22 protein-coding genes are annotated in these 24,878 nt (G+C 59.7%); 11 read left to right on the top strand and 11 right to left on the bottom strand.

Annotation, left to right across the window (positions count from 1 at the left end; translation table 11 throughout):
- The first annotated feature begins 361 nt into the window (after positions 1 to 361).
- On the top strand, positions 362 to 2,050 hold the full coding sequence (gene fadD1, locus BLO50_RS02370) for a long-chain-fatty-acid--CoA ligase FadD1 (protein ID WP_090248415.1): 1,689 nt from the start codon (positions 362 to 364) through the stop codon (positions 2,048 to 2,050).
- A 92-nt stretch (positions 2,051 to 2,142) separates the two neighbouring features.
- Here fadD1 and BLO50_RS02365 read toward each other — a convergent pair whose 3' ends face one another.
- The 4 genes from BLO50_RS02365 to BLO50_RS02350 form a co-directional block, all read right to left on the bottom strand.
- Positions 2,143 to 2,514 carry a hypothetical protein gene (locus BLO50_RS02365; RefSeq protein WP_090251136.1) on the bottom strand — a complete coding sequence of 124 codons (372 nt, stop codon included), beginning with the start codon at positions 2,512 to 2,514 and terminating at the stop codon, positions 2,143 to 2,145.
- A gap of 2 nt (positions 2,515 to 2,516) precedes the next feature.
- The gene (locus BLO50_RS02360) at positions 2,517 to 3,320 is read right to left on the bottom strand and encodes a putative RNA methyltransferase (RefSeq protein WP_090248413.1); all 804 of its coding nucleotides are present in this window, start codon (positions 3,318 to 3,320) and stop codon (positions 2,517 to 2,519) included.
- A gap of 146 nt (positions 3,321 to 3,466) precedes the next feature.
- Positions 3,467 to 4,621 (bottom strand): succinyl-diaminopimelate desuccinylase, encoded by a 1,155-nt coding sequence (gene dapE / locus BLO50_RS02355; RefSeq protein ID WP_090248412.1) that lies wholly within the window; start codon positions 4,619 to 4,621, stop codon positions 3,467 to 3,469.
- 93 nt (positions 4,622 to 4,714) lie between these two features.
- A complete protein-coding gene (locus BLO50_RS02350) occupies positions 4,715 to 7,309 on the bottom strand; it encodes a glycosyltransferase (RefSeq protein ID WP_090248410.1) in 2,595 nt (864 codons plus the stop codon).
- Positions 7,310 to 7,559: 250 nt separating this feature from the next.
- On the opposite strand from BLO50_RS02350, the gene tcdA reads away from it, so the two are divergent.
- Entirely contained in the window at positions 7,560 to 8,381 is an 822-nt protein-coding gene (tcdA, locus tag BLO50_RS02345; protein WP_090248409.1) for a tRNA cyclic N6-threonylcarbamoyladenosine(37) synthase TcdA, read from the top strand.
- A 74-nt stretch (positions 8,382 to 8,455) separates the two neighbouring features.
- The gene (locus BLO50_RS02340; RefSeq protein WP_244152824.1) at positions 8,456 to 9,259 is read left to right on the top strand and encodes a substrate-binding periplasmic protein; all 804 of its coding nucleotides are present in this window, start codon (positions 8,456 to 8,458) and stop codon (positions 9,257 to 9,259) included.
- On the opposite strand, the gene BLO50_RS02335 is transcribed toward BLO50_RS02340, so the two are convergent.
- From BLO50_RS02335 to map, 7 genes are all read right to left on the bottom strand, one after another.
- A complete protein-coding gene (locus tag BLO50_RS02335; protein ID WP_090248407.1) occupies positions 9,238 to 9,669 on the bottom strand; it encodes a SufE family protein in 432 nt (143 codons plus the stop codon). The two genes, BLO50_RS02340 and BLO50_RS02335, sit on opposite strands and share 22 nt — an antisense overlap.
- Positions 9,666 to 10,871 (bottom strand): aminotransferase class V-fold PLP-dependent enzyme, encoded by a 1,206-nt coding sequence (locus BLO50_RS02330; RefSeq protein ID WP_090248405.1) that lies wholly within the window; start codon positions 10,869 to 10,871, stop codon positions 9,666 to 9,668. The genes BLO50_RS02335 and BLO50_RS02330 overlap by 4 nt, the downstream gene beginning before the upstream one ends.
- 83 nt (positions 10,872 to 10,954) lie before the next feature.
- A complete protein-coding gene (gene dapD / locus BLO50_RS02325; protein WP_090248404.1) occupies positions 10,955 to 11,989 on the bottom strand; it encodes a 2,3,4,5-tetrahydropyridine-2,6-dicarboxylate N-succinyltransferase in 1,035 nt (344 codons plus the stop codon).
- A 39-nt stretch (positions 11,990 to 12,028) separates the two neighbouring features.
- On the bottom strand, positions 12,029 to 12,376 hold the full coding sequence (locus BLO50_RS02320; RefSeq protein WP_090248402.1) for an ArsC family reductase: 348 nt from the start codon (positions 12,374 to 12,376) through the stop codon (positions 12,029 to 12,031).
- Positions 12,376 to 13,572 (bottom strand): succinyldiaminopimelate transaminase, encoded by a 1,197-nt coding sequence (gene dapC, locus BLO50_RS02315; protein ID WP_090248400.1) that lies wholly within the window; start codon positions 13,570 to 13,572, stop codon positions 12,376 to 12,378. The genes BLO50_RS02320 and dapC overlap by 1 nt, the downstream gene beginning before the upstream one ends.
- A 68-nt stretch (positions 13,573 to 13,640) precedes the next feature.
- Positions 13,641 to 16,343: a [protein-PII] uridylyltransferase gene (locus BLO50_RS02310; protein WP_090248399.1), complete on the bottom strand. Its 2,703-nt coding sequence runs from the start codon at positions 16,341 to 16,343 to the stop codon at positions 13,641 to 13,643.
- Between the two features lie 42 nt (positions 16,344 to 16,385).
- The gene (gene map / locus BLO50_RS02305; RefSeq protein WP_090248397.1) at positions 16,386 to 17,168 is read right to left on the bottom strand and encodes a type I methionyl aminopeptidase; all 783 of its coding nucleotides are present in this window, start codon (positions 17,166 to 17,168) and stop codon (positions 16,386 to 16,388) included.
- A 285-nt stretch (positions 17,169 to 17,453) separates the two neighbouring features.
- On the opposite strand from map, the gene rpsB reads away from it, so the two are divergent.
- The 8 genes from rpsB (at position 17,454) to rseP (ending at position 24,875) form a co-directional block, all read left to right on the top strand.
- Positions 17,454 to 18,197, top strand: coding sequence for a 30S ribosomal protein S2 (rpsB, locus tag BLO50_RS02300; protein ID WP_090248396.1), 744 nt, complete (start codon positions 17,454 to 17,456; stop codon positions 18,195 to 18,197).
- A gap of 182 nt (positions 18,198 to 18,379) precedes the next feature.
- Positions 18,380 to 19,246: a translation elongation factor Ts gene (gene tsf / locus BLO50_RS02295; RefSeq protein ID WP_090248394.1), complete on the top strand. Its 867-nt coding sequence runs from the start codon at positions 18,380 to 18,382 to the stop codon at positions 19,244 to 19,246.
- 190 nt (positions 19,247 to 19,436) lie between these two features.
- A complete protein-coding gene (pyrH, locus tag BLO50_RS02290; protein ID WP_090248393.1) occupies positions 19,437 to 20,186 on the top strand; it encodes a UMP kinase in 750 nt (249 codons plus the stop codon).
- The gene (gene frr, locus BLO50_RS02285) at positions 20,176 to 20,733 is read left to right on the top strand and encodes a ribosome recycling factor (protein WP_090248391.1); all 558 of its coding nucleotides are present in this window, start codon (positions 20,176 to 20,178) and stop codon (positions 20,731 to 20,733) included. The genes pyrH and frr overlap by 11 nt, the downstream gene beginning before the upstream one ends.
- A gap of 16 nt (positions 20,734 to 20,749) precedes the next feature.
- On the top strand, positions 20,750 to 21,505 hold the full coding sequence (gene uppS, locus BLO50_RS02280; RefSeq protein ID WP_090248390.1) for a polyprenyl diphosphate synthase: 756 nt from the start codon (positions 20,750 to 20,752) through the stop codon (positions 21,503 to 21,505).
- The gene (locus tag BLO50_RS02275) at positions 21,505 to 22,320 is read left to right on the top strand and encodes a phosphatidate cytidylyltransferase (protein WP_090248388.1); all 816 of its coding nucleotides are present in this window, start codon (positions 21,505 to 21,507) and stop codon (positions 22,318 to 22,320) included. The genes uppS and BLO50_RS02275 overlap by 1 nt, the downstream gene beginning before the upstream one ends.
- Positions 22,317 to 23,501 (top strand): 1-deoxy-D-xylulose-5-phosphate reductoisomerase, encoded by a 1,185-nt coding sequence (ispC, locus tag BLO50_RS02270; RefSeq protein ID WP_090251132.1) that lies wholly within the window; start codon positions 22,317 to 22,319, stop codon positions 23,499 to 23,501. Before BLO50_RS02275 ends, ispC begins: the two co-directional genes overlap by 4 nt.
- Positions 23,502 to 23,522: 21 nt before the next feature.
- Positions 23,523 to 24,875, top strand: coding sequence for a sigma E protease regulator RseP (gene rseP, locus BLO50_RS02265; RefSeq protein WP_090248387.1), 1,353 nt, complete (start codon positions 23,523 to 23,525; stop codon positions 24,873 to 24,875).
- Positions 24,876 to 24,878 lie beyond the last annotated feature (3 nt).

Genomic DNA, 24,878 nt, shown 5'->3' with positions numbered 1-24,878 from the left:
CAATACAGTCGCAGGTTTAGCTGCGGCTGTATGAAACCTCCGCCAATCCCCGCGCAACCCCTGTAACTCGCTGCTTTCAGCGCCATCAATAAAAATGACTTAAATTGCCGTGCTGGTCATTTTTGTGACTGCTGCGGCGCTTATTGGTGCTAGTCGCTGTTTGGCAAAGCTGCTACTCTCGGGCGGCTTTTTTGTGATCCACCATCCATGGCGACCCTGCTTTCCAGGCTGTTGCTGTGTGACGTCAAAAATTGCTCCCGGCAATTTTTTTGCCGTTCAAATCGCAGAAAACACGCAAATCTACAATAAACAACCGTCTACGCGCGGTGAAGATCAAGCTGTTGCTGAGGAGTGGGCTTCCATGACCGAAAACTTTTGGAAGGATAAGTATCCCGTTGGGATTGCTGCCGAAATCAATCCTGACCAGTACCCGAACATCCAGGCGGTACTGAAAGAGTCCTGCCAACGCTTCGCCGACAAGCCAGCTTTCAGCAATATGGGTAAAACCATTACCTATGGTGAGCTGTACGAGTTGTCCGGCACTTTTGCCGCTTACTTGCAGCAGAACACCGACTTGCAGCCTGGCGACCGAATCGCCGTGCAACTGCCCAACGTGCTGCAGTATCCGGTTGTTGTCTTCGGTGCCTTGCGCGCCGGTCTGGTGGTGGTCAACACCAACCCGCTTTATACCGCGCGGGAAATGGAACACCAATTCAACGATTCCGGCGCCAAGGCCCTGGTCAGCTTGGCCAACATGGCCCACCTGGCAGAACAGGTTCTGCCGAAAACCGGGATCAAGACGGTCATCATCACTGAAGTCGGCGACATGCTATCGCCGCTCAAGCGCCTGCTGGTCAACAGCGTGGTCAAGCACGTGAAGAAGATGGTCCCGGCCTACAACCTGCCGCAAGCCGTCAAATTCACCGCTGCCATGGCCAAAGGCCGTGGTCAGAGCGTGAAAGAAGCAGCTCCGGCCAATGGTGAAATTGCCGTGCTGCAATACACCGGCGGCACCACCGGCGTGGCCAAGGGCGCGATGCTCACCCACCGCAACCTGATCGCCAACATGCTGCAGGTCAAGGCACTGATGGGCTCGGAAATGAGCGAAGGCAGCGAAGTGCTGATCGCGCCATTGCCGCTGTACCACATCTATGCCTTCACCTTCCATTGCATGGCGATGATGCTGATTGGTGGGCACAACGTGCTGATCACCAACCCGCGTGATCTGCCGGCGATGACCAAGGACCTGGCCAAGTACAAATTCACCGGTTTTGTCGGTCTCAACACCCTGTTCGTTGCCCTGTGCAACAACGAGGACTTCCGCAAGCTGGACTTCTCTACCCTGAAAGCCACGTTCTCCGGCGGTATGGCGCTGCAACTGGCGACTGCCGAGCGTTGGAAGCAGGTGACCGGTTGCTCGATCTGCGAAGGCTTCGGCATGACCGAAACCAGCCCGGTGGCCTCGGTCAACCCGTTCAGCAATATCCAAATCGGCACCATCGGTATTCCAGTACCGTCGACCGTGTGCAAGGTGATCGACGACGAAGGCGTCGAGCAGCCATTGGGTTCGATTGGTGAGCTGTGCGTCAAAGGCCCGCAGGTGATGAAGGGCTACTGGCAGCGCCAGGAAGCCACCGACGAAATCCTCGACGCCGAAGGCTGGTTGAAGACTGGCGATATCGCGGTGATTCAGGAAGACGGTTACATGCGTATCGTCGACCGCAAGAAGGACATGATTCTGGTGTCCGGCTTTAACGTCTACCCGAACGAGCTGGAAGACGTGCTCGCCACTCTGCCAGGTGTGCTGCAGTGCGCAGCCATCGGTGTGCCGGATGAGAAGTCGGGCGAAGCGATCAAGATCTTTGTGGTGGTCAAGCCGGGTGAAACCCTGACCAAAGAGCAGGTGATGGAGCACATGCGCGCCAACGTCACTGGTTACAAAGTGCCGAAAGCCGTGGAGTTCCGCGACATCCTGCCGACCACCAACGTTGGCAAGATCCTGCGCCGCGAACTGCGTGATGAAGAACTGAAGAAGATGGGCAAGAAGTAAAACCGCGCTAAACAAAACCCCGCCTAGGCGGGGTTTTTTGTGTCTGCGACTAAACCGACCGAACAGCGGTGAGCTTTAGTTTCAGTGGTCGGTCAAGCTGTGCGCCAGGTGATTTCCTCTACGCCATCAGCGCTGATGCGCATCCAGCGGTCGGCTTGCTCGTCGCTTTCTTCTTCCTGCCAGCCGCCCGGCGCGCAGCGGACTTCAACATTCAGTGTCGCGAAGGCCGCTTGAGCGCAGGCCAGGTCGTCAGCCCAGGGCGTGGCATCACTTTCCAGGTACAGGCTGTTCCATTTGCCAACCGCTTTGGGCAGCCAGGTGACGGGTACGTCGCCGGCCGTGCATTTATAGGTCTGGCCTTTCTGCTGCCAAGGCGTGCAGCTGCCCAGTGCGCTGTTCAGCCACTCGCCGATGGCGGTGTGGTCGGCGTCTTTCAGGTAAATCTCGATATCCGGTTGGCGCATGGTCATAGTCTCTCGATCCAGTCGTAGCGGATGGCGACAGTCACGTCGCAAGGTTCGGCGATTACCGCCGCACGGCGCTCGGCGCTGGCGCGCCAGCCGTGTGGGGTCATGGCCAGCAGGTCGGCGCGGGCCTCGCTGCTGTTCAGGTGCAGATTAAAGGTCAGGGTTTCGCTGTGGGCCAGGCGCATGCCATCAGGGATCAGCTCCAGATGTTTCTGATCATCGTAGTCACGCACTTCGTCGTACAGCTTCTGCCGCAATTCCATCAGGTGTTCGCGGGTTGGGCCCATGCGCAGCAGGCCACCGCCGGGTGCCAGCAGGCGCTTGGCTTCCTGCCAGTCGAGCGGGCTGAAGACGCTGGCGAGTAATTGGCAGCTGGCGTCCGCCAACGGCACACGGGCCATGCTCGCCACCAGCCAGGTCAGCTGGGGCGAACGTTTGCAGGCGCGCTTGACCGCCTCGCGGGAGATGTCCAGGGCATAGCCATCGGCCTGCGGCAGGGCGTCGGCGATCTGTGTGGTGTAGTAACCCTCGCCACAGCCAATATCCAGCCAGCGTTCCGGTTTATAACCGGCGGCCAGTTTGGCCAGGCGCTGCGCTAGGGGGGCGTAATGCCCACCGTCGAGAAAGCGCCGTCGGGCCTCGACCATGGCGGCGTTATCGCCGGGGTCGCGGCTGTTCTTGTGCTGCACAGGCAGCAGGTTCAGGTAACCCTGGCGTGCACGGTCGAAGCGGTGGTTGGCCGGGCAGGTCACACCATTGTCGAGCGTCTGCAACGGCGCCTGGCAGATCGGGCAGGTCAGCATGCGAAAAATCCATTAACAGGCCGTCGCGAGCGCCCTGAGAGCAAGGCGGACGGAGCGCAGCGACGAGACATATCAAATAGATAGGCGGGGAGCGAGTACCGCCCAACGCAGCTATCGGGGTGCGTAGCAGGCTTGTTCATGGATTTTCATGCGAGCAGATTGACCAGGGTTTGATAGTAAATCTCGGTCAGCACATCCAGATCACTGGCCAGCACGCGTTCGTCGACTTGGTGGATGGTCGCGTTGACCGGGCCGAGTTCGACCACTTGGGTGCCAAGGGTGGCAATAAAGCGCCCGTCCGAGGTACCGCCGCTAGTAGACGGTTTGGTATCGCGGCCGGTGATGGCCTTGATGCTGGCCGCTACGGCGTCGAGCAAGGCACCTGGTTCGGTGAGAAAAGGCAGGCCGGAGAGTGCCCAGTCCAGCTCAAAATCCAAGCCGTGTTTGTCGAGGATGGCCTGAGTGCGCTGCTGCAGGCCTTCAACCGTCGATTCAGTCGAGAAACGAAAGTTGAAGATGGCCTTCAACTCACCTGGAATCACGTTGGTCGCGCCGGTGCCTGCGTTGAGGTTGGAAATCTGGAAGCTGGTCGGCGGGAAGAACGCGTTGCCGTCGTCCCAATGCTCGGCGGCCAGTTCGGCCAGGGCCGGCGCGGCCAGATGAATCGGGTTGCGCGCCAGGTGCGGATAGGCCACGTGACCTTGCTTGCCGCGTACGGTGAGGGTGCAGCCGAGCGAGCCGCGGCGGCCGTTTTTCACTACGTCACCGACCAGGGTAGTGCTCGAGGGTTCGCCGACGATGCACCAGTCCAGACGCTCGTTACGTTCGCGCAGGCGTTCAACCACCGCCTTGGTGCCATGGTGCGCCGGGCCTTCTTCATCACTGGTGATCAGAAAAGCGATACGGCCTTTATGGTCCGGGTATTCCGCAACAAAGCGTTCAACGGCGATGATCATCGACGCCAGGCTGCCTTTCATGTCCGCCGCGCCACGGCCACATAGCATGCCGTCTTCATCAATCAGTGCATCGAATGGCTGGTGCTGCCACTTCTGCACCGGGCCGGTGGGCACCACATCGGTGTGTCCGGCAAAGCACAGTACGGGACCCTCTTGGCTGCCGTGGCTGGCCCAGAAGTTGTCCACATCTTCGATACGCATCGGCTCGATGGTGAAACCGCAGGCGGCAAGGCGGCGCGTCATCTGCTCCTGGCAGCCTTCATCAAGCGGCGTGACGGAAGGACGACGAATCAGCTCACAGGCAAGCTCCAGCGTCGGGGAGAGGGGCGTGGCGTTGGCGGTCATTGCGGCTCCAAGGCGGCATCAAGCGGAAAGGCCGCCATCTTAAAGCAAAACGGCGGCCATTGGCCGCCGTCTAGCATTCAGGCACACCTGTGATCAGCTGGCCGCGGCGGTTTCCTGCACGCTTGCCTGAGGCGCCGGCAGTGACGACAGCAAAGCCATGATCAGCGCGGCCAGGTAGGGCAGCGACTGCACCAGCAGCATGGCTACCCAGAACTTCACATCGGCGCTGGGCAAGCCCTGGACGATGCTGATACCGATGGCTGAACCCCACAGCAGCAGCATGATAAACACTTCTTCACGGGCCTCGGCCAAGGCCACCAGGATGCCGTGGTTGCTGGCCATCTTCGGGGTGCGGAAGAACGGAATAGTCTTGGTGAAGGTGCCGTAGAGCACCGCCTTGGCGATCGTGTGCGACAACGCCAGGCCTGCCAGCGCAGCCTGGAAGGAGCGCACCAAGTCAACTCCCATGGCCTTGCGGTAGAGGAACAGGATCTTGCCCAGCTTGAAGAAGAACAGCGCCAACGGCGGGATGGCGAAGATCATCAGCGGCGGGTCAACCCGCTGCGGCACGATGATCATCGCTGCCGACCAGAGCAGCGCACCGACGGTGAAGAAGATATTCAGGCCATCGGCGATCCACGGCAGCCAACCGGCGACGAAGTGGTAGCGCTGTCCGCTCTTGAGTTCGGAGTCCTTGCCGAGGAACAGGCTGCGTGCATGGCCCTTCATGATCTGAATGGCGCCGTAAGCCCATCGGAAGCGCTGCTTCTTGTAGTCGATAAAGGTGTCCGGCATCAGCCCCTTGCCGAAGCTTTCGTGGGCGTAGGCGGCGCTGTAGCCTTTCTCGAATACGCGCAGGCCCAGTTCGGCGTCTTCGCAGATGGTCCAGTCTGCCCACTTCAGTTCGTCCATCACGGTACGACGGATCATGGTCATGGTGCCGTGCTGGATGATCGCGTCGCGGTCATTACGCGTCACCATGCCGATATGGAAGAAGCCTTTGTATTCGGCATAGCAGAGCTTCTTGAAGACGTTCTCGTTGCCGTCACGGTAATCCTGCGGTGATTGCACCACGGCAATCTTAGGGTCGCTAAAGTGCGGCACCATGTACTTGAGCCAGTTCTTGTCGACGCAGTAATCAGCGTCGATCACCGCCACCACTTCGGCGTCCGGACAGGTGTGCGGCAGGATGTAGTTCAGCGCACCGCCTTTGAAACCGGCAATTGGTGCTACGTGGAAGAAGCGGAAGCGTGGGCCCAGGACTTTGCAATACGCCTCAACCGGCTCCCACACGGCCGGGTCCTTGGTGTTGTTGTCGATGATGATGACTTCGTAATCCGGATAATCCAGCGCAGCCAGGGCGTCGAGGGTCTGTTTGACCATCTCCGGCGGCTCGTTGTAGCAGGGTACGTGCACCGATACCTTGGGGCGGTAGGCGCTGTCGGCCAAGACCGGCTGGAACGGCCGGCGCCGCGCGCGGGTCCAGGCGGTTTCAGCCAGTTCGTGGGCTTCTGTCAGCAGGACGATAAACACGCCGAAGGCGCCAATGCCCAACAGCAGGCCAACCAAGGTGCTGAACCAGGTGCTGTACTGTTGGCTGTAGTCGTAACCGATCCATACCAGGGCGGAGCCGCCGGCGAACGCGACAATGGTCAGGAAGGTGCGCCCGCGCTGACGCAGGGCACTGCCGTCGATCAGCATCAGCGCCAGGCTGAGCAGGGCCAGTACCACCGAGCCGATAGCTAGCAAGCGCCATTGTGGGATCGCCACCACGGGGCCTTCGAAAGCGAATTTGGCCTGACGTTCGAGGTTGTAAACGCCCCAATACGCACCCACCGAGCCCTCATCGCTGGCTTTCCACGGCTGGTCGAAGGCTTCAATAACGAAGTAGTTGTAGCCTTTGGCATTGAGCGCATTGACCAGCGTGCGCAGGTATATCGCCTGGTCCGCTTGAGAGGCATCGGCGCCGCCGCGCATGCGGCCGTTGCTCGGCCAGCCAACTTCGGAAAGCAGCAGCGGCTTTTTCGGGAAGAGTTTTTTCAGGTCTTTGGCGCGCTCCAGCACGAAGTCGGTGGAGTCCTCCATCGGCACGAATTCCCAGTAAGGCAGAACGTGGGCGGCGATCAGGTCGACGTGCTGAGCCAGCTCTGGATGGTCCTGCCAGATGTGCCACTGCTCCGAGGTGGTCACCGGCACCTTGACTGCCGCGCGTACGCGGTCGATGTAGGCAATCAGGTTTTCCGGCGTCACTTCGCTGCGGAACAGCGCTTCGTTACCGACCACCACGCGCACTACGCTGCGTGAGTTATTGGCGATTTCGATGGCTTTGGCGATTTCTCGCTCGTTTCGCTCCAGATCCGGGCTGATCCAGATACCCAGGGTCACGCGCAGGCCGAATTCTTCGGCGAGCAGGGGGATGTTGCCCAGTGGGCCGTCTACCGAGTAGGTACGGATGTTGTCGGTGTGCGTGCTCAGCAGCTCCAGGTCAGCGCGCATCTGCTCATCGCTGGGGTAGGTGTCCTGCTGCGGGTTTTGCCCGGCGCGGAAAGGCGAGAAAGAAAATCCGGAAATCTGTTCTGGCCAATCCGGTGCGGTCACCGGGCGGTTATACAGCGCCCAGATACCGGTAAACACGGCGGCAATTGCCAGGAACATGACCAGGTTCAGTCCAAACTTACGCGAAGGCATAGTGTGCAGGTCCAGCGAAGGGGCAATAAAAAGCGACGAGCGTCGGGTGCCGCATGCTACGCCGCTGACATTGGGCTGTATAGCCGGCAGACGGGCATATTGATGGGACGATTGTCGGTCGTGAAGGTTCCGATAGTGGCAATGTGCTATGGCTGTTCATCGGATAGACAGGGCTAGACCAAGACAGGGCTTGGGTGCGGCTCGTCAGCTACCTATAATGCGCGCCGCTTGTGGCTTGTGAGAGTGAAGAATGCCTGTGGATGAACAACGCTTTGCCGGGATCGCCCGTCTATATGGTCGCCAGGGAGCCGAGCGGCTCGCGGCTGCGCATGTGGCGGTGGTCGGGATTGGCGGCGTGGGCTCTTGGGCAGCAGAGGCATTGGCGCGCTCCGGAGTGGGCGAGATTTCCTTGTTTGATCTGGATGATGTCTGCGTCAGCAACAGCAACCGTCAGCTGCATGCGCTCGACAGCACGGTTGGTCAGCCCAAGGTCGAGGTGATGGCGGCGCGTATCCGCGCGATCAATCCGGCCTGTGTGGTACATGCGGTGGCGGATTTCGTGACCCGTGAGACCATGGCCGAGTACATCACTGAGCACCTGGATGCAGTGATCGACTGCATCGACAGTGTCAATGCCAAGGCTGCGCTGATTTCCTGGTGCAAACGGCGCAAGATCCAGGTGATTACCACCGGTGGCGCGGGCGGGCAGATCGACCCGACGCAGATCCAGGTCGGCGACCTGAACAAAACCTGGAATGATCCGCTTGCGTCCAAGGTGCGCTCCACCCTGCGCCGCGATTACGGCTTCTCACGCACGCCTGGGCGCAATTACAGCGTGCCCTGCGTGTATTCCAGCGAGCAGCTGCGCTATCCCAAACCCGACGGTACGGTGTGTCAATACAAGGGTTTTGTGGGGGAGGGGGTCAAGCTCGACTGCGCCGGCGGTTTTGGCGCAGTGATGATGGTGACCGCGACTTTTGGCATGGTCGCCGCGGCGCGCATCGTCGATAAATTGGTTGCTGGTACTCGGCGGCCGGCAGAGCGGCGGCCCGCACATGATGATGTTGGCTAATATTTAAAGAATGACCGGTTGCGGTCTATGTTCAGCAGGGATGTGCTGGTAGTTCTCTTTTGAGGTGTGCTGTGTTGTCCCTGCTGCGTCATGTATTACGTCATGTCCCGCGATATGCGCTGCTGTTTGCTGCGTTCTCTGCTTGCCTGAGTGTCCATGCCCACCCGGTTGTGCGAGTTGGTACCGGTGACTGGGTGCCCTATGTTGATCAGCAGCGCAAAGATGGCGGCGCCTTGTCACGGTTGGTGCGCGATATCTTCAAGGCGGCGGGGTATCAGGTTGAGTTCGTCTACTACCCCTGGGACCGCAACCTGCTGATGCTCGAACAGGGCAATCTGGATGCGGTGATGCCGTATTCCTGTTCAGCCCCGCGGCGGCGCATCAGTGAATGCAGTGATCCGGTGGTGCAGGGCGAAATTGTGCTGTTCCAGCGCACCGACCAGCAGCTGAACTGGGCGCGTATTGAAGACCTCAAGTCGTTCAGCATCGCCACCACCCATGGTTACTCCTATGGCCCGCAGTTTGATGCGGCGGTGCAGAGTGGGGCGTTAACGGTGCAGCAAAGCGGTAAGGAAGACACCGGCTTTCGTCTGCTAGAACTAGGCCGCGTAGATTTTCATCCGCAGGATCGGGCGGTGGGTTACGCCATGCTGCGGCGGATGTTTGCCCCCGAAGCGCGTGCGGTAATCACCCATCATTCGCGAGTATTGAATACCGAGCCGCTGCACCTGCTGTTTCGCAAAGGCGATACCAAGGCTGATCAGCTGCGTAAGGTATTCAATGCCGGTTTGCGCCGTTTGGCGCAGAACGGTGAGTTGGAGCGTTTGCAACAGGCCCTGTATTCCGGCAATGCCGATCAGTGGCGCGCCGCGCCCTGATCGTTGGCATCGAGCAAGTGCTGCATCCGTGTCAGCACAGCCTGGAGGCCGTTGCTGCGTGAGGGCGACAGGTGGCGGGCCAGGCCAAGCTGGGCAAACCAGTCCGGCAGATCCAGTTGCGCCAGTTCGGATGCCGGCAGGCCGTTGACTCTGGCCAGCAGCAGTGCCAGCAAACCACGCAACAGCCGTGCATCGCTGCTGGTGCGAAACTGCCAGTGCGCGCCGTCGCGCTCGGCCAGCAGCCACACCTGACTTTCACAGCCCTGCACCCGGTTGGCTTCAATGCGTTCGGCATCACTCAGCGGGACGAGCTGGTCGCCCCATTGCATCAGCAGGCGGGCGCGCTGTTCCCAGCCGGGGCATGCGCTAAAGGCTTGCAGTGCAGTCTGCGCAGTGGCAGGAAGGCTCATTGCAACAGCTCCAAGGCTTGATCCAGCGCGCTGAAAAAACGCTGTAAATCGCTGCCATCGTTATACAAACCCAACGACACACGAATCGCCCCGCTCAGACCGAGGCCCTGTAACAGCGGCATGGCGCAGTGATGGCCGGCGCGCACGGCGATGCCTTGTTCGGTCAACAGGTGAGCCAAGTCGGCATGGTGCACGGCATCGACTACAAAGCTGACCAGCGCGACAGTCGGTGTACCGAGCAGGCGCAGGCCCTGGCGCTGCTGCAGCCCAGTGATCAGCTGGCTATGCAGGGCTGCTTCGTGGGCGCTTACGGCGCTGGCATTGAGGCTGTTCAGATAATCCAGGCTGGCGCCGAGGGCGATCACCGAGGCAATCGGCGGTGTGCCAGCCTCAAAACCCAATGGTGCTGGGCGAAAGCTGGCGCTGCTGTAGTCGGTGTGCAACAGCATCTCGCCACCAAGCTGCCAGTGCGCCAGCTGCTCAAGGGCGTGCGTGCGGCCATAAAGCAGGCCCACGCCGTCCGGACCATAGAGTTTGTGGCTAGAGCAGATATAGAAGTCGCAGCCCAGGGCTTGCACGTCTTGGCGACCGTGCACCACGCCTTGTGTGCCATCGACCACAGTCAGTGCGCCTTGCGCCTGTGCCAAGGCCAGCAGCGGCTCAAGTGGCTGCCAGCAGCCGAGCACGTTGGACAGCTGGCTGACCGCCAACAGGCGCGTGCGTGGGCCGATCAGCTGCGCTGCTTGGGCTAGGTCGATCAACCCATGCTGATCCAGCGACAGCACCACCAGCTTGAGCTGGCGGCGCAGTGCCAGTTGCTGCCAGGGCAGCAGGTTGGCGTGATGTTCCAGGGCGCTGATGACGATCTCGTCACCGGGCTGCAGGCGCTGCTCCAGGCCGTAGGCCAGCAGATTGAAGGCTTCGGTGGCGCTGCGGGTGAAGATGATCTGCTGCGCGCTGGGAGCATTTAGCCAGCGTGCAACCTTCTCCCGCGTGGCTTCGAAGGCGCGGGTGGCGCGCTCGCCCGGCAGGTGCTGGGCGCGATGCACATTGGCTGCTCCACCGGCGTAATAGCCGAGCAGGGCATCGAGCATGGCCTGGGGTTTTTGCGCAGTGGCAGCGCTGTCCAGATAGGTCTGGCCTTCGGCCGCAAGGGCCAGAATGCCAGGGAAGTCAGCACGCCATGGGGAGATCAGTGACATGGGCTTGGGCACCGCAAGAACTGTCTGTTGAGTATAAATAGATAGGCCGGGCATGGGCCCGGCCTGTGGCAACTGCGTAGCGTTTAGTTGTGCGCGTGCAGGGCTTCGTTCAGCTCGATAGCCGACTTGTGGGTTTTGCACTCCACGGTGCCGGTTTGCGAGTTGCGGCGGAACAGCAGGTCCGGTTGGCCCGCCAGATCACGGGCCTTGAGCACCTTGACCAGCTTGTTGTCAGCATCCAGCAGTGCCACCTTGGTGCCGGCGGTGATGTACAGGCCGGATTCCACAGTGTTGCGGTCGCCCAACGGAATGCCGATGCCGGCATTAGCGCCGATCAGGCAGCCTTCGCCGACGGAAATGACGATATTGCCGCCACCGGACAGGGTGCCCATGGTCGAGCAGCCGCCGCCCAGGTCCGAACCCTTGCCGACGAATACGCCCGCCGATACGCGACCTTCGATCATGCCTGGGCCAGCGGTACCGGCGTTGAAGTTAACGAAGCCTTCGTGCATCACGGTGGTGCCTTCGCCCACATAGGCGCCTAGGCGAATGCGCGCGCTGTCAGCGATACGCACGCCAGCCGGCACAACGTAGTCGGTCATTTTCGGGAACTTGTCCACCGAGAAGACTTCCAGCAGATCGCCCTTCAGGCGTGCTTCCAGTTGACGCTCAGCCAGTTCACCGAGGTCGACCGCACCCTGGCTGGTCCAGGCCACGTTTGGCAGCAGCGGGAAGATTCCGGTGAGGTTCAGGCCGTGCGGCTTAACCAGGCGGTGCGACAGCAGGTGCAGCTTGAGGTAGGCCTCAGGCGTGCTGGTGAGTGCGGCGTCTTCGGCGAGCAGAGTGACCACCAGAGGCTTCTGGCTTTCGGCCAGGCGGGTGAGCAGGGCGGACTGCTGGCTGTCGAAGTTTTTCAGCGCTTCGGCCAGGTCGCCTGCCTGGCTATTGGTCAGGCTGAGAGCCTGGTTGCCGCCTTGGTAAGCGATTTTTTCCAGCACTTTGGTGACCAGTTCGCTGCTCGGGTTGAGCAGTGGCTGGGCGTAGAAGACTTCCAGCCAGGTGCCCTGACGGTTCTGGGTGCCAACGCCGAAAGCCAGGCTGAATAGGGTTGTGCTCATGCTGTTTTCCTTACCGCAAATTCGTGTGGGCCGGCTGGTTCAAACCAGTTCGGCGGCATAACGGTCGGCTTTGAAGCCAACCAGGGTCTTGTTGCCGAGATCCAGCACCGGGCGTTTGATCATCGACGGTTGGGCGAGCATCAGTTCGATCGCCTTGTGCTGATCGAGACCGCTTTTCTGCGCCTCGTCCAGCTTGCGGAAGGTGGTGCCTGCACGGTTCAGGATGGTTTCCCAACCATGCTCATTGCACCACTTTTCCAGGTTGCCACGGTCTATGCCGCAGGCTTTGTAATCATGAAAGGCGTAGCTTACCCCGTGCTTGTCGAGCCACGTGCGGGCTTTTTTCATGGTGTCGCAGGCTTTTATGCCAAACAGGGTCTTGCTCATCAGAGGCTCTTCACAAAATCACGGATACGTTCGGCTGCTGCCACGCACTCGGCCAGCGGCGCGACCAGAGCCATGCGCACACGGCCGGCACCCGGGTTGTTGCCGTCCACTGCGCGCGACAGGTACGAACCAGGCACCACGGTGACATGCTCGCGGGCAAACAGCTCGCGGGTAAATGTTTCATCGTCTATCGGCGTTTTCGCCCACAGGTAGAAACCGCCATCCGGCCGTTGCACATCCAGCACATCGCCAAGAATCGCCAGCACCGCGTCGAACTTCTCGCGGTACAGGTCGCGGTTGGCTTTGACGTGGGCTTCGTCGCTCCAGGCGGCGACGCTGGCCAGCTGGGTTTGCACCGGCATGGCGCAGCCGTGGTAGGTACGGTACAGCAGGAAAGATTTCAGAATGTCGGCGTCACCGGCGACGAAGCCCGAGCGCAGGCCTGGCAGGTTGGAGCGCTTGGAGAGGCTGTGGAACACCACGCAGCGTTTGAAATCATGGCGGCCCAGTTCGGCGCAGGCGGTCAGCAGGCCGGCCGGCGGGTGGCCTTCATCGAAATACAACTCGCTGTAGCACTCATCCGCTGCGATCACGAAGTCGAATTTATCGGCCAGGGCGATCAGCTTCTTCAGTGTCGGCAGCGGAATCAGCGCGCCGGTCGGGTTGCCGGGTGAGCAGAGAAAGAGGATCTGGCAACGCTGCCAGACCTCGTCGCTGACGGCGTCGAAATCCGGGTTGAAACCATGTTCTTCTAGGCATGGTAGATAGTGCGGCTGCGCGCCGGCAAGAAAAGCCGCGCCTTCATAGATCTGATAGAAGGGGTTGGGGCTGACTACCAGGCCATCGACATCGCGCTTGACCACCGCCTGGGTAAAAGCAAACAGCGCCTCACGTGTGCCGTTGACCGGCAGCACGTGGCGCGCCGGATCGAGCACGCCGGCCGGAAGGCCAAAGCGGCGGTTACACCAGTTGGCGATGGCTTCACGCAGCGCCGGGATGCCCAGGGTGGTCGGGTAGACCGCAAGCTGGTCGAGGTTCGCGCGCAACGCCTCGGCGACAAATTCCGGCGAGCGGTGTTTCGGCTCACCGATCGACAGGGCAATCGGGCTCTTGCCGGCGGGAGCCTGTAGGGCGCCCAGCAGTGCGCGGAGCTTTTCGAACGGGTAGGGCTGCAGCTGGTTTAACGCGTCGTTCATTGTTGCTTCCTGAGGTCTGCCAGCGCCCGCATCCAAGATGGCGGGCGGCTCAAGGGTAATAAGGGGCTTTAAATAACGATTCGGCTTGGTTCGGCCTGCGTGCCTGGGGCATCGGACAGTTGCGCAACCATGGTTTCCTGCAGGCGCATGCACAGCTCGGGGTCGGACAGCGGCTGGTTGTGCGCGTCGGTGACGAAGAACACGTCCTCCACCCGCTCGCCCAGAGTGGCGATCTTGGCATTCTGCAGCGACAGGTCGAAGTCGAGGAAAATCCGCCCGATTCGCGCCAGCAGGCCCGGTCGATCCGGTGCGGTGACTTCGAGGATGGTCACTGGTCGGTGCGCATCGTTGTGAATGGTCACTTGCGGCGCAAAAGCAAAGTGCTTGAGCTGGCGCGGTACCCGGCGTTGGATAATGGCCGGGTAGTCGTCTGGGTTCTTCAATGCGTCGACCAAGCCCTGGCGAATCTCTTTGATCCGCACTGGGTTTTCGCCAATCGAGCCGCCTTCGCCTTCGAGCACGATGTAGGTGTCGAGGGTGAACTGGCTGGTGGAGGTGAGAATCCGCGCGTCATGGATGTTCAGGTTGAGCTGGGCCATGGCCGCCACGGTCACGGCAAAAAAGTCGTGCTGATCCTGGGCGTAGATGAAGATCTGCGTGCCACCTTCAAACTCGCGCTGGGTGGTCTCCTTGATCAGTACCAACGGCTCGCTGTTGTTGCCGTGTTGCAGGATCGCCTCGCTGTGCCAGGCCACGTCCGATGCCGTGTGGCGCAGGAAGTAATCGTCACCCAGTTGCGACCAGAGTTGCTCGGCATCATCCGGGTCGGTGCCGCCGCGCACCAGGATGTCCAGGGCGGCGATCTGCGTCAGGCGTATCTGCTCTTCGCGGTCCAGCGGGTTTTCCAGGCCGCGGCGCAGCGCACGCTTGGTCTCGGTATACAGCTGGCGCAGCAGGCTGGCACGCCAGGAGTTCCACAGGCTGGGGTTGGTGGCGTTGATGTCGGCCACGGTCAGCACATAGAGGTAATCCAGGCGGGTTTGGTCGCCGACCAGGCGGGCGAAGTCGAAGATGACCTGTGGGTCGGACAAGTCTTTGCGCTGCGCCGTGGTGGACATCACCAGGTGGTGTTGCACCAGCCAGACGATCAGCTTGGAGTCCCAGTTTGGCAGCTGGTGGCGTACACAGAAGGCTTCCGCGTCTACCGCACCGAGCTCCGAATGGTCGCCGCCTCGGCCTTTGCCGATGTCGTGATACAGCCCGGCCATATAGATCAGCTCGGGTTTGGGTAGCTTGTCGATCAGCTTGCTGGCCAGGGGGAATTTTTCCGCAAGCTCAGTCCACTTGAACTTACGCAGGTGCTTGATCAGGTTCAGGGTGTGCGCATCGACCGTATAGATGTGGAACAGGTCGTGCTGCATCTGCCCGACAATATGGCCGAACTCCGGCAGGTACAGGCCGAGGATGCCGTAACGGTTCATGCGCCGCAGATTACGATGAATGCCTTGCGGGCTTTTGAACAGTTCAACGAACAGGCTGGTGTTGCGGATGTCACGGCGGAAATCATCGTCGATCAGGTGACGGTGCTCGCGCAGCAGGCGAATGCTATTGGCGCACACGCCTTTGATGTCGGGGTGCTGCGCCATCAGGACGAAGATTTCCATGATGGCAAACGGCGTACGCTTGAAGACGTTGGGGTGCGCGACCTCGATATAGCCATCACGCAGCAGGAAACGACTGTTAAGCGGCGTGGCCTGGCCAATTTCGCCGGCGTTGAGGATTTGCTCTTCAAAGTGCTGGACGATCAGATCGCTCAATTCGGCGATCGCCATCACCACGCGGTAGTACTTCTGCATAAAGCGCTCAATGGCGAGCTTGCTGTCGCTGTCTTCGTAACCCAGCAGGGCCGCTACCTTGCTCTGGTGGTCAAACAGCAGACGGTCTTCGGCGCGGCCAGCGAGCATGTGCAGTGCGTAGCGCACCTTCCAGAGGAATTCCTGACTGGAGGCGAGCAGGGCGTATTCGCTTTCCAGCAAAAAGCCCTGGCCGACCATGGCGTGCAGGTTCAGCGTGCCGAAATGCCGGCGTGCGACCCAAAGGATGGTCTGGATATCGCGTAATCCGCCGGGTGAGCCTTTGACGTTGGGCTCGAGGTTGTATTCGGTGTCGTTGTATTTGCCGTGACGGGCGCGCTGCTCTTTGTGCTTGGCTAGGAAGAACTGCTTGCTTGGCCACATCTGCTCGGTGCTGGTGACCGCCTGCATACGCTGACGCAGGCGTTCGGGACCGGCAATGGTGCGGCTTTCCATCAGGTTGGTAATCACCGTCAGGTCGGCGCGCGCCTCTTCGGCGCATTCATCCACGCTGCGCACGCTCTGCCCGACTTCCAGGCCGATATCCCAGAGCAGGGTAAGGAAGCGCTCGATGGGCTCGCGGAAGGTTTCGTGGTCGGCGTTGTCGAGCAGGATTAGCAGGTCGATATCGGAGAAGGGGTGCAGCTCGCCGCGGCCATAGCCGCCGACTGCGAGCAGGGCGATATCGGCGTCTTCACTCCACGACAGGCGGTCCCAGGCTTCGCGCAATATCTGGTCGACAAACCAGGCGCGGTCTTCAACCAGGCGGCGCACATCGCGACCACTGGTGAAACGCCCGTCGAGCACTTCGCGGGCGTGGCGAATGGCCTTTTTGAACGCCGCAATAGGACTGGCCTTTAGGGCCAGTTCCGCCTGGAACTGGCCGCGGTCGAACAGCTCGGGATCTACCTGCGGCATTGCGGCCTTCCTTCTATCTATAGAGCAGACTCAGCGAGCGGCTCAGGCCGATGTACGGGCGATGGTGTCATCACTGCGCAGGGTGAAGATCTCGTAGCCATCAGCGGTCACCAGAATGGTGTGCTCCCACTGGGCGGAGAGCTTGCGATCCTTGGTGATTGCGGTCCAGCCGTCACCCAGGGTGCGGGTTTCCGGTCGGCCCTGGTTGATCATCGGCTCGATGGTGAAGGTCATGCCTTCCTTCAGTTCCATACCAGTGCCGGCGCGGCCATAGTGCAGCACTTGCGGTTCTTCATGGAACACTGCGCCAATGCCATGGCCGCAGTATTCGCGCACCACCGAGAAACCGTTCTTCTCCGCATGCTTCTGGATCACTTCGCCAATATCGCCCAGGCGCGTGCCGGGCTTGACCAGCTCAATCCCTTTGTACATGCATTCCTGAGTGATCTTGGCCAGGCGTTCAGCCCACTCCGGCACTTTGCCGACCATAAACATCTTGCTGGTATCGCCGTGGTAGCCATCTTTGATCACGGTGATGTCGATGTTGATCACGTCGCCTTCTTTCAGCGGCTTGTCATTTGGGATGCCGTGGCAGACGACGTGGTTGACCGAAGTGCAGATCGACTTAGGGAAACCTTTGTAATTGAGCGGCGCAGGGATGGCCTGTTGCACGTTGACAATATAGTCATGGCAGATGCGATCAAGCTCTTCGGTGGTGACGCCGGGCTTGACGTGTTCGCCAATCATTTCCAGAACTTCGGCAGCCAAGCGACCGGCTACGCGCATTTTCTCGATTTCGTCGGGCGTTTTGATGGTGACGGTCATGTGCGGCTCTCGAACGCGAACAGAAAGGGCGACATCTTAACAGCTACAAGTCGCCAGCTATAAGCGCTACGTTAAACCTGCGGCTAACTTGGCTGCATATGTTGTTGTCTGTGAGTAGCTTGGTCCTGACTTTTATGATATAAAACGCGCCGCTTTACGGGCTGTGTGCCCGAAAGCTTAAACCCACACACGTATCGACACGGTTTCCTGGGTGCCTTGCGACAAGTTCGCCGGGTTGGAGATCGGGATGCGTGGAGGCCTAACCCGACTTATCAAGGAACTATCATGTCCCAAGTCAACATGCGCGATATGCTGAAGGCCGGTGTGCACTTCGGCCACCAGACCCGTTACTGGAACCCGAAAATGGGCAAGTACATTTTCGGCGCGCGCAACAAGATCCACATCATCAACCTTGAAAAAACCCTGCCAATGTTCAACGAAGCACTGTCCTTCGTTGAGAAACTGGCTTCGGGCAAAAACAAGATTCTGTTCGTGGGCACCAAGCGTTCCGCTGGCAAGATCGTTGCTGAAGAAGCAGCACGTTGCGGTTCGCCGTACGTCGATCATCGCTGGTTGGGCGGCATGCTGACCAACTACAAAACCATCCGCGCCTCGATCAAGCGTCTGCGTGATCTGGAAGTTCAGTCCCAGGACGGTACTTTCGCCAAGCTGACCAAGAAAGAAGCCCTGATGCGCACCCGTGATCTGGAAAAGCTGGATCGCAGCCTGGGTGGTATCAAGGACATGGGCGGTCTGCCAGACGCTTTGTTCGTGATCGACGTTGACCACGAGCGCATTGCTATCACCGAAGCCAACAAGCTGGGTATCCCAGTTATCGGCATCGTCGATACCAACAGCAGCCCTGAAGGCGTTGACTACATCATCCCAGGTAACGATGACGCCATTCGCGCCATCCAGCTGTACATGGGTGCAATGGCTGACTCGGTAATCCGTGGTCGCACCAACGCTAACGGCGGCGCCGACGAGTTCGTTGAGCAAGCCCCGGCTGCAGAAACTGCTGAAGGCTAAGTAAAACGCGCTTAGCGTTTGCTTAGTTCGCAAAAAGGGGGCTTAGCCCCCTTTTTGCCACCTTGAAAACCATCGTCGACGTGCAGTTGCAATCGTTTCTGGTCATTGTCGGCAATGCGTTACGAATTGAGCGCCCGTTTTCGCGGGTGGAATGGTTAACAACCTATCCAGAGGATTTTGAAATGGCAGAAATTACTGCAGCGTTGGTTAAAGAACTGCGTGAGCGTACTGGCGAAGGCATGATGGATTGCAAGAAGGCCTTGACCAAGGCTGGCGGCGACATCGAAAAAGCCATCGATGACATGCGTGCTTCCGGCGCGATCAAAGCTGCCAAGAAAGCCGGCAACGTGGCTGCTGAAGGCGCTATCAGCATCAAGGAAGATGTCAAGACTGCCGTCATTCTCGAAGTCAACTCGCAGACCGACTTCCTGGCTCTGCAGGACGATTTCAAGAACTTCGTTGCTGCCAGCGTCGAGAAAGCCTTTGCTGACAAGATGACCGAAGTTGAGCCGCTGATCGCTGCTCAAGAAGAAGCCCGTCTGGCCCTGGTTGCCAAAACTGGCGAGAACGTCAATATCCGTCGTCTGGCGCGTATTGAAGGTGACGTTCTGGGTTCTTACCTGCACGGCAATAAGATCGGTGTTGTGGTTGTGCTCAAGGGCGGCACCGTCGACCTGGCCAAAGACATCGCCATGCACGTAGCTGCAAGCAACCCTGAATTCCTGCTGCCTTCGGAAGTTTCCGCTGAAGCCATCGAGCGCGAGAAAGCCGTGTTCGTCAGCCTCAACGAAGACAAGATCAAGGGCAAACCGGCCGAAATCGTCGAGAAGATGGTTGCTGGTCGTATCCAGAAGTTCCTGGCTGAAGCCAGCCTGGTTGAGCAAGCCTTCGTTAAGGATCCGGAAATCAAGGTCGGTGCTCTGGCTAAGAAAGCCGGTGCTGAAATCGTTTCCTTCACCTACTTCAAGGTTGGCGAAGGCATCGAGAAGCCGGTCGACAACTTTGCTGAAGAAGTTGCTGCGCAAGTAGCTGCTGCCAGCAAGCAGTAAGACGGCTAACCGCTGTTGCCCCGAAGAGGCTGCCCGCTAACGCGCGCGGCCTCTTTGTCAAATTGAGGGCGCAGCTAAGCTGTGGAGTGGTTGGTGCTTTGGTACCAATGACTCATGGCGCTGTCGAAGCGCTCGATAAAAGCGAACCGAAGGTTTGCACAGAATTCAAACGCCGCAGGAGAGACTCGCAATGGCTCAGCAGATGAGTGGTCGTCAACCGCGCTACAAGCGCATTCTGCTCAAACTTAGCGGCGAGGCCCTGATGGGGTCGGAAGATTTTGGCATCGATCCCAAGGTGCTGGACCGCATGGCGCTGGAAGTCGGTCAGTTGGTCGGTATCGGTGTACAGGTCGGTCTGGTTATAGGTGGTGGCAACCTGTTCCGTGGCGCGGCGCTGAGCGCAGCGGGTATGGATCGGGTAACCGGCGACCATATGGGCATGCTGGCGACCGTGATGAACGCCTTGGCCATGCGCGACGCGCTGGAGCGTTCGAATATCCCGGCCATCGTCATGTCGGCCATTTCCATGGTTGGGGTGACCGATCACTACGACCGGCGCAAGGCGCTGCGTCATCTGAAAACCGGTGAGGTGGTGATTTTCGCCGCTGGCACTGGTAATCCGTTCTTTACCACCGACTCGGCCGCTTGCCTGCGCGCCATCGAAATTGATGCCGACGTGGTGCTCAAGGCGACCAAGGTGGATGGTGTGTACACTGCCGATCCATTCAAAGACCCGCATGCCGAGAAGTTCGATCGCCTGACCTACGATGAGGTGCTCGACCGCAAGCTGGGCGTAATGGACCTGACGGCCATCTGCCTGTGCCGCGACCATAATATGCCGCTGCGTGTTTTCAACATGAACAAGCCTGGTGCCCTGCTAAACGTTGTAGTGGGTGGCGCTGAAGGCACTCTGATTGAGGAAGATAAACATGATCAATGAGATCAAGAAAGACGCCCAAGTGCGTATGCAAAAGAGCCTGGAATCACTGGTTCATGCCTTCAGCCGAATCCGTACCGGTCAGGCCCATCCAAGCATCCTCGGTGGCGTTATGGTGCCTTACTACGGCTCCGACACCCCGCTGAACCAAGTAGCTAACGTCACCGTCAAGGACGCCCGTACCCTGCAGGTTGTGGCCTTTGAGCGCAACATGCTGGCGGCTGTCGACAAGGCGATCCAGAGCTCCGGTCTGGGCTTCAACCCGACCAACCTGGGTGAGCTGCTGCTGATCTCCATGCCGGCGCTGACCGAAGAAACCCGTAAGGGCTTCACCAAGCAGGCGCGTGATGCGGCTGAAGATGGTCGTGTGGCGGTGCGCAATATTCGTCGTGACGCCCTGAGCCAGTTGAAAGACCTGGTTAAAGAGAAGGAAATCAGCGAAGACGAAGAGCGCCGTGCGGCCGACGAAATCCAGAAGCTGACCGACAAGTTTGTCGCGGAAATCGAAGTGGCAGTGAAGCAGAAAGAAGCGGATCTGATGGCCGTTTAACGGCCAGGATATCGTCATGGAAAAGACCAAAGACGGTAGTCCGTTCGCCGTGCCACGGCATGTGGCGATCATCATGGACGGTAACAATCGCTGGGCGAAGAAGCGTCTGCTGCCCGGCGTGGCCGGCCATAAAGCCGGTGTCGATGCGGTGCGTGCGGTGATCGAGGTGTGCGCCGAGGCGGGCGTCGAGGTGCTGACGCTGTTCGCCTTCTCCAGTGAAAACTGGCAGCGCCCGGCCGAGGAAGTCAGTGCGCTGATGGAGCTGTTCCTCAGTGCGCTGCGCCGCGAGGCGAAGAAGCTCAATGCCAATGACATCAGCCTGCGCATCATTGGTGATCGCTCACGCTTTCACCCTGAGTTGCAGGCCGCGATGCGTGAGGCTGAAGCGCAGACTGCTGGCGACAAACGCTTTGTCCTGCAGGTGGCGGCCAACTATGGTGGCCAGTGGGATATTGCTCAGGCGGCGCAGCGTTTGGCCCGTGAAGTTCAAGGCGGTCATTTGCGCGCCGAGGACATCACTCCCGAATTGCTGCAGAGTTGCCTGGTAACCGGCGATTTGCCGCTGCCGGATCTGTGCATCCGCACCGGTGGTGAGCACCGCATCAGTAACTTCCTGCTCTGGCAGCTGGCCTACACCGAGCTGTATTTCTCCGACCTGTTTTGGCCGGATTTCAAACACGACGCCATGCGCAAAGCCTTGGCCGATTTTGCTAGCCGCCAGCGTCGCTTTGGGAAAACCAGCGATCAGGTGGCTGCTGAGGCCCGTAGCTGATGCTCAAACAACGAATTATCACGGCGCTGGTGCTGTTGCCATTCGCCCTGGGTGGCTTCTTTCTGCTCAATGGCACGCTGTTTGCGCTGTTTATCGGCGCGGTGGTCAGTTTGGGCGCCTGGGAATGGGCGCGGCTGGCAGGATTTACTGCCCAGGTGCAGCGCGTGGCCTACGCCGCGCTGGTAGCTACGTTGTTGTTTGGCTTGTATCTGTTGCCAGCGTTGGCGCCCTGGATGTTGTCGTTAGGGGTTGTCTGGTGGGTAGTGGCGACCTTTCTGGTCTTGGGTTATCCAGCCAGCAGCCGTTACTGGACTCAGGCTCCGATCAGATTACTGATTGGCTTGCTGATTCTACTGCCGGCTTGGCAAGGCTTGGTGCTGTTCAAACAGTGGCCTGAAGCGAATTGGCTAATTCTGGCGGTGATGGTGCTGGTGTGGGGCGCGGATATCGGTGCCTATTTCGCCGGTCGGCGCTTCGGCAAGCGTAAGCTGGCCCCGCAGGTAAGCCCCGGTAAAAGCTGGGAAGGGGTGTTCGGTGGCCTGCTGGCGACCCTGCTGATCTGTGTGGGCGTGGCGATTTACCGTGACTGGTCGTTTGCCAGTCTGTTGCTGGGCTTGATCGGCACCGCCGTGGTGGTGTTGATCTCGGTTGTCGGTGATCTGACCGAAAGCATGTTCAAGCGTCAATCCGGGGTTAAGGACAGCAGTAATCTGCTGCCGGGCCACGGTGGCGTGTTGGACCGTATCGACAGCCTGACGGCGGCGATTCCTGTGTTCGCCGCGCTGCTATGGCTGGCGGGTTGGGGCTCGCTGTGAGTCATCCGCAGCAGATTACCGTGCTGGGGGCGACCGGCTCGATAGGTCTGAGCACCCTTGATGTCATCGCCCGCCATCCAGAGCGTTATCAAGTATTCGCATTGTCCGGTTTCAGTCGTCTGACTGAGCTGGAGGCGTTGTGCATGATCTACCGCCCGCGCTTTGCTGTGGTGCCGCAGGCTCTGCAAGCTTGCCACCTGCAGGAGGGCTTGCGTGCTGCCGGGCTTACCACTCAAGTGCTGCATGGCTCCGATGGGTTGTGTGAAGTGGCAGCGCATCCTGAAGTGGATGCGGTGATGGCTGCTATCGTCGGCGCGGCCGGTTTGCCGCCGACCCTGGCGGCGGTCGAGGCCGGCAAGAAGGTGCTGCTGGCAAACAAAGAAGCTCTGGTGATGTCGGGCGCGCTGTTTATGCAGGCTGTGCGTAAAAGCGGCGCTGTGCTGTTGCCAATCGATAGTGAACACAATGCGATTTTCCAGTGCCTGCCGGGTGACTACGCTCGCGGCCTGCAGCAAGTCGGTGTGCGGCGTATTCTGTTGACCGCCTCGGGTGGGCCATTTCGCGAAATGCCGCTGGAGCAGTTGCATGCAGTCACTCCCGAGCAGGCGTGCGCGCATCCCAATTGGTCGATGGGGCGCAAGATCTCGGTCGACTCAGCGAGCATGATGAACAAAGGCCTGGAGCTGATCGAGGCCTGTTGGTTGTTTGATGCCACTCCGGCGCAAATTGAAGTGGTGGTGCATCCGCAGAGCGTGATCCATTCGCTGGTCGATTATGTCGACGGTTCGGTACTGGCCCAGTTGGGTAATCCGGATATGCGCACGCCGATCAGTCATGCCCTAGCCTGGCCGGAGCGAATCGACTCCGGCGTTGCTCCGCTGGATCTGTTTGCCGTCGCTCGGTTAGATTTCCAGGCGCCGGACGAACAGCGCTTTCCTTGTCTGCGTCTGGCGCGTGAGGCGGCGCAGGCCGGCGGCACTGCTCCTGCCATGCTTAATGCGGCCAATGAAGTGGCGGTTGCTGCATTCCTTGAGCGACGCATCCGCTTTCCCGAGATCGCGAGTATCATCGAAGACGTTTTGCACGCTGAGCCCGCCCTGGCGGTTGAGAGCCTGGATACGGTGCTGGCTGCAGATGGTCGGGCCCGCTATCTGGCCGAACAATGGCTGAGTCGGCGCTGATCGCCGACGCGGAGAAGTTTGATGAGTGCGCTTTATATGTTGGTCGGCACCCTGGTTGCACTGGGTGTGCTGGTAACCATCCACGAATATGGGCACTTCTGGGTCGCCCGCCGTTGTGGCGTCAAGGTACTGCGGTTTTCCGTCGGTTTTGGCAGCCCGCTGCTGCGTTGGCATGACCGCCAGGGCACTGAGTTTGTCGTGGCCGCCATCCCGCTGGGCGGTTATGTGAAGATGCTCGATGAGCGCGAAGGCGATGTGCCGCCGGAGCTGCTTGATCAGTCGTTCAATCGCAAGTCAGTCCAGCAGCGTATTGCCATCGTGGCGGCTGGTCCGGTGGCGAATTTCCTCCTAGCGCTACTGTTCTTCTGGGTTGTGGCGATGCTGGGCAGCCAGCAGGTGCGCCCGGTTATTGGCGCGGTCGAAGCGGGCAGTCTGGCCGATGTCGCTGGTTTGCAGGTCGGGCAGGAGATTGTTGCGGTTGACGGCGAGCCCACCACCGGCTGGGCTTCGGTAAATCTGCAGCTGGTTAGTCGGCTGGGTGAAAGTGGTCGGCTGGATCTCGCGGTACGCGAGCCGGGTTCCTCGGTCGACAGTCCTCGGCAGATCGTCCTGGATAACTGGCTGCGCGGTGCTGATGAGCCAGATCCCATCTCCTCATTGGGTATTCGTCCTTGGCGTCCGGCTCTGCAGCCGGTGCTGGCGCAGCTTGATCCTGAAGGTCCGGCATTTGCTGCGGGCTTGCAGGTTGGTGATCGCCTGCTTGCGCTCGACGGTCAGTCTTTGGCCGATTGGCAGCAGCTGGTGGATCAAGTGCGTGGCTTACCGGGTAAAAAGATTAGTTTGCGGGTAGAGCGCCAAGGCCAGCAGCTGGATGTGCCGTTGACTCTGGCCGCTCGCGGTGAAGGTGAGGCGCTCAGTGGTTACCTGGGTGCTGGTGTCGCGGGTGGCGAATGGCCGCCTGAGATGTTGCGCGAAGTCAGCTATGGCCCATTAGAAGCCATCGCCGAAGGTGCCAAAAACACCTGGACAATGAGCGTTCTGACCCTTAATTCACTGAAGAAAATGCTGTTTGGCGAGCTCTCGGTAAAAAACTTGAGCGGGCCGATAACCATTGCTAAAGTGGCGGGCGCTTCTGCTGAGTCAGGTTTGAGTGATTTTCTTAAATTTCTCGCCTACTTAAGCATTAGTCTGGGGGTTCTTAATTTGTTGCCTATCCCCGTGCTGGATGGGGGGCATCTGCTTTTTTATCTGGTCGAGTGGGTGCGTGGTCGCCCGCTGTCGGAACGGATACAGGGTTGGGGGATGCAGATCGGCATCAGTTTGGTCATCGGGGTGATGCTACTGGCCCTGGTAAACGACTTGGGTCGCCTGTAACCA

The organism is Pseudomonas peli, assembly GCF_900099645.1.
Taxonomy (GTDB): Bacteria; Pseudomonadota; Gammaproteobacteria; order Pseudomonadales; family Pseudomonadaceae; genus Aquipseudomonas; species Aquipseudomonas peli.
This window is presented reverse-complemented; position numbering and strand designations above follow the sequence as displayed.

Bases quoted from the DNA above. Each gene is read 5' to 3' on its own strand.
- BLO50_RS02275 (WP_090248388.1), top strand. From the start codon at position 21,505: ATGCTCAAACAACGAATTATCACGGCGCTGGTGCTGTTGCCATTCGCC.
- BLO50_RS02350 (WP_090248410.1), bottom strand. From the start codon at position 7,309: ATGCCTTCGCGTAAGTTTGGACTGAACCTGGTCATGTTCCTGGCAATT.
- dapE (WP_090248412.1), bottom strand. From the start codon at position 4,621: ATGACCGCCAACGCCACGCCCCTCTCCCCGACGCTGGAGCTTGCCTGT.
- pyrH (WP_090248393.1), top strand. From the start codon at position 19,437: ATGGCTCAGCAGATGAGTGGTCGTCAACCGCGCTACAAGCGCATTCTG.
- BLO50_RS02330 (WP_090248405.1), bottom strand. From the start codon at position 10,871: ATGTCACTGATCTCCCCATGGCGTGCTGACTTCCCTGGCATTCTGGCC.
- rpsB (WP_090248396.1), top strand. From the start codon at position 17,454: ATGTCCCAAGTCAACATGCGCGATATGCTGAAGGCCGGTGTGCACTTC.
- tsf (WP_090248394.1), top strand. From the start codon at position 18,380: ATGGCAGAAATTACTGCAGCGTTGGTTAAAGAACTGCGTGAGCGTACT.
- BLO50_RS02365 (WP_090251136.1), bottom strand. From the start codon at position 2,514: ATGCGCCAACCGGATATCGAGATTTACCTGAAAGACGCCGACCACACC.
- BLO50_RS02310 (WP_090248399.1), bottom strand. From the start codon at position 16,343: ATGCCGCAGGTAGATCCCGAGCTGTTCGACCGCGGCCAGTTCCAGGCG.
- rseP (WP_090248387.1), top strand. From the start codon at position 23,523: ATGAGTGCGCTTTATATGTTGGTCGGCACCCTGGTTGCACTGGGTGTG.
- tcdA (WP_090248409.1), top strand. From the start codon at position 7,560: ATGCCTGTGGATGAACAACGCTTTGCCGGGATCGCCCGTCTATATGGT.
- BLO50_RS02360 (WP_090248413.1), bottom strand. From the start codon at position 3,320: ATGCTGACCTGCCCGATCTGCCAGGCGCCGTTGCAGACGCTCGACAAT.
- BLO50_RS02335 (WP_090248407.1), bottom strand. From the start codon at position 9,669: ATGAGCCTTCCTGCCACTGCGCAGACTGCACTGCAAGCCTTTAGCGCA.
- fadD1 (WP_090248415.1), top strand. From the start codon at position 362: ATGACCGAAAACTTTTGGAAGGATAAGTATCCCGTTGGGATTGCTGCC.
- BLO50_RS02320 (WP_090248402.1), bottom strand. From the start codon at position 12,376: ATGAGCAAGACCCTGTTTGGCATAAAAGCCTGCGACACCATGAAAAAA.
- dapC (WP_090248400.1), bottom strand. From the start codon at position 13,572: ATGAACGACGCGTTAAACCAGCTGCAGCCCTACCCGTTCGAAAAGCTC.
- map (WP_090248397.1), bottom strand. From the start codon at position 17,168: ATGACCGTCACCATCAAAACGCCCGACGAAATCGAGAAAATGCGCGTA.
- uppS (WP_090248390.1), top strand. From the start codon at position 20,750: ATGGAAAAGACCAAAGACGGTAGTCCGTTCGCCGTGCCACGGCATGTG.
- dapD (WP_090248404.1), bottom strand. From the start codon at position 11,989: ATGAGCACAACCCTATTCAGCCTGGCTTTCGGCGTTGGCACCCAGAAC.
- frr (WP_090248391.1), top strand. From the start codon at position 20,176: ATGATCAATGAGATCAAGAAAGACGCCCAAGTGCGTATGCAAAAGAGC.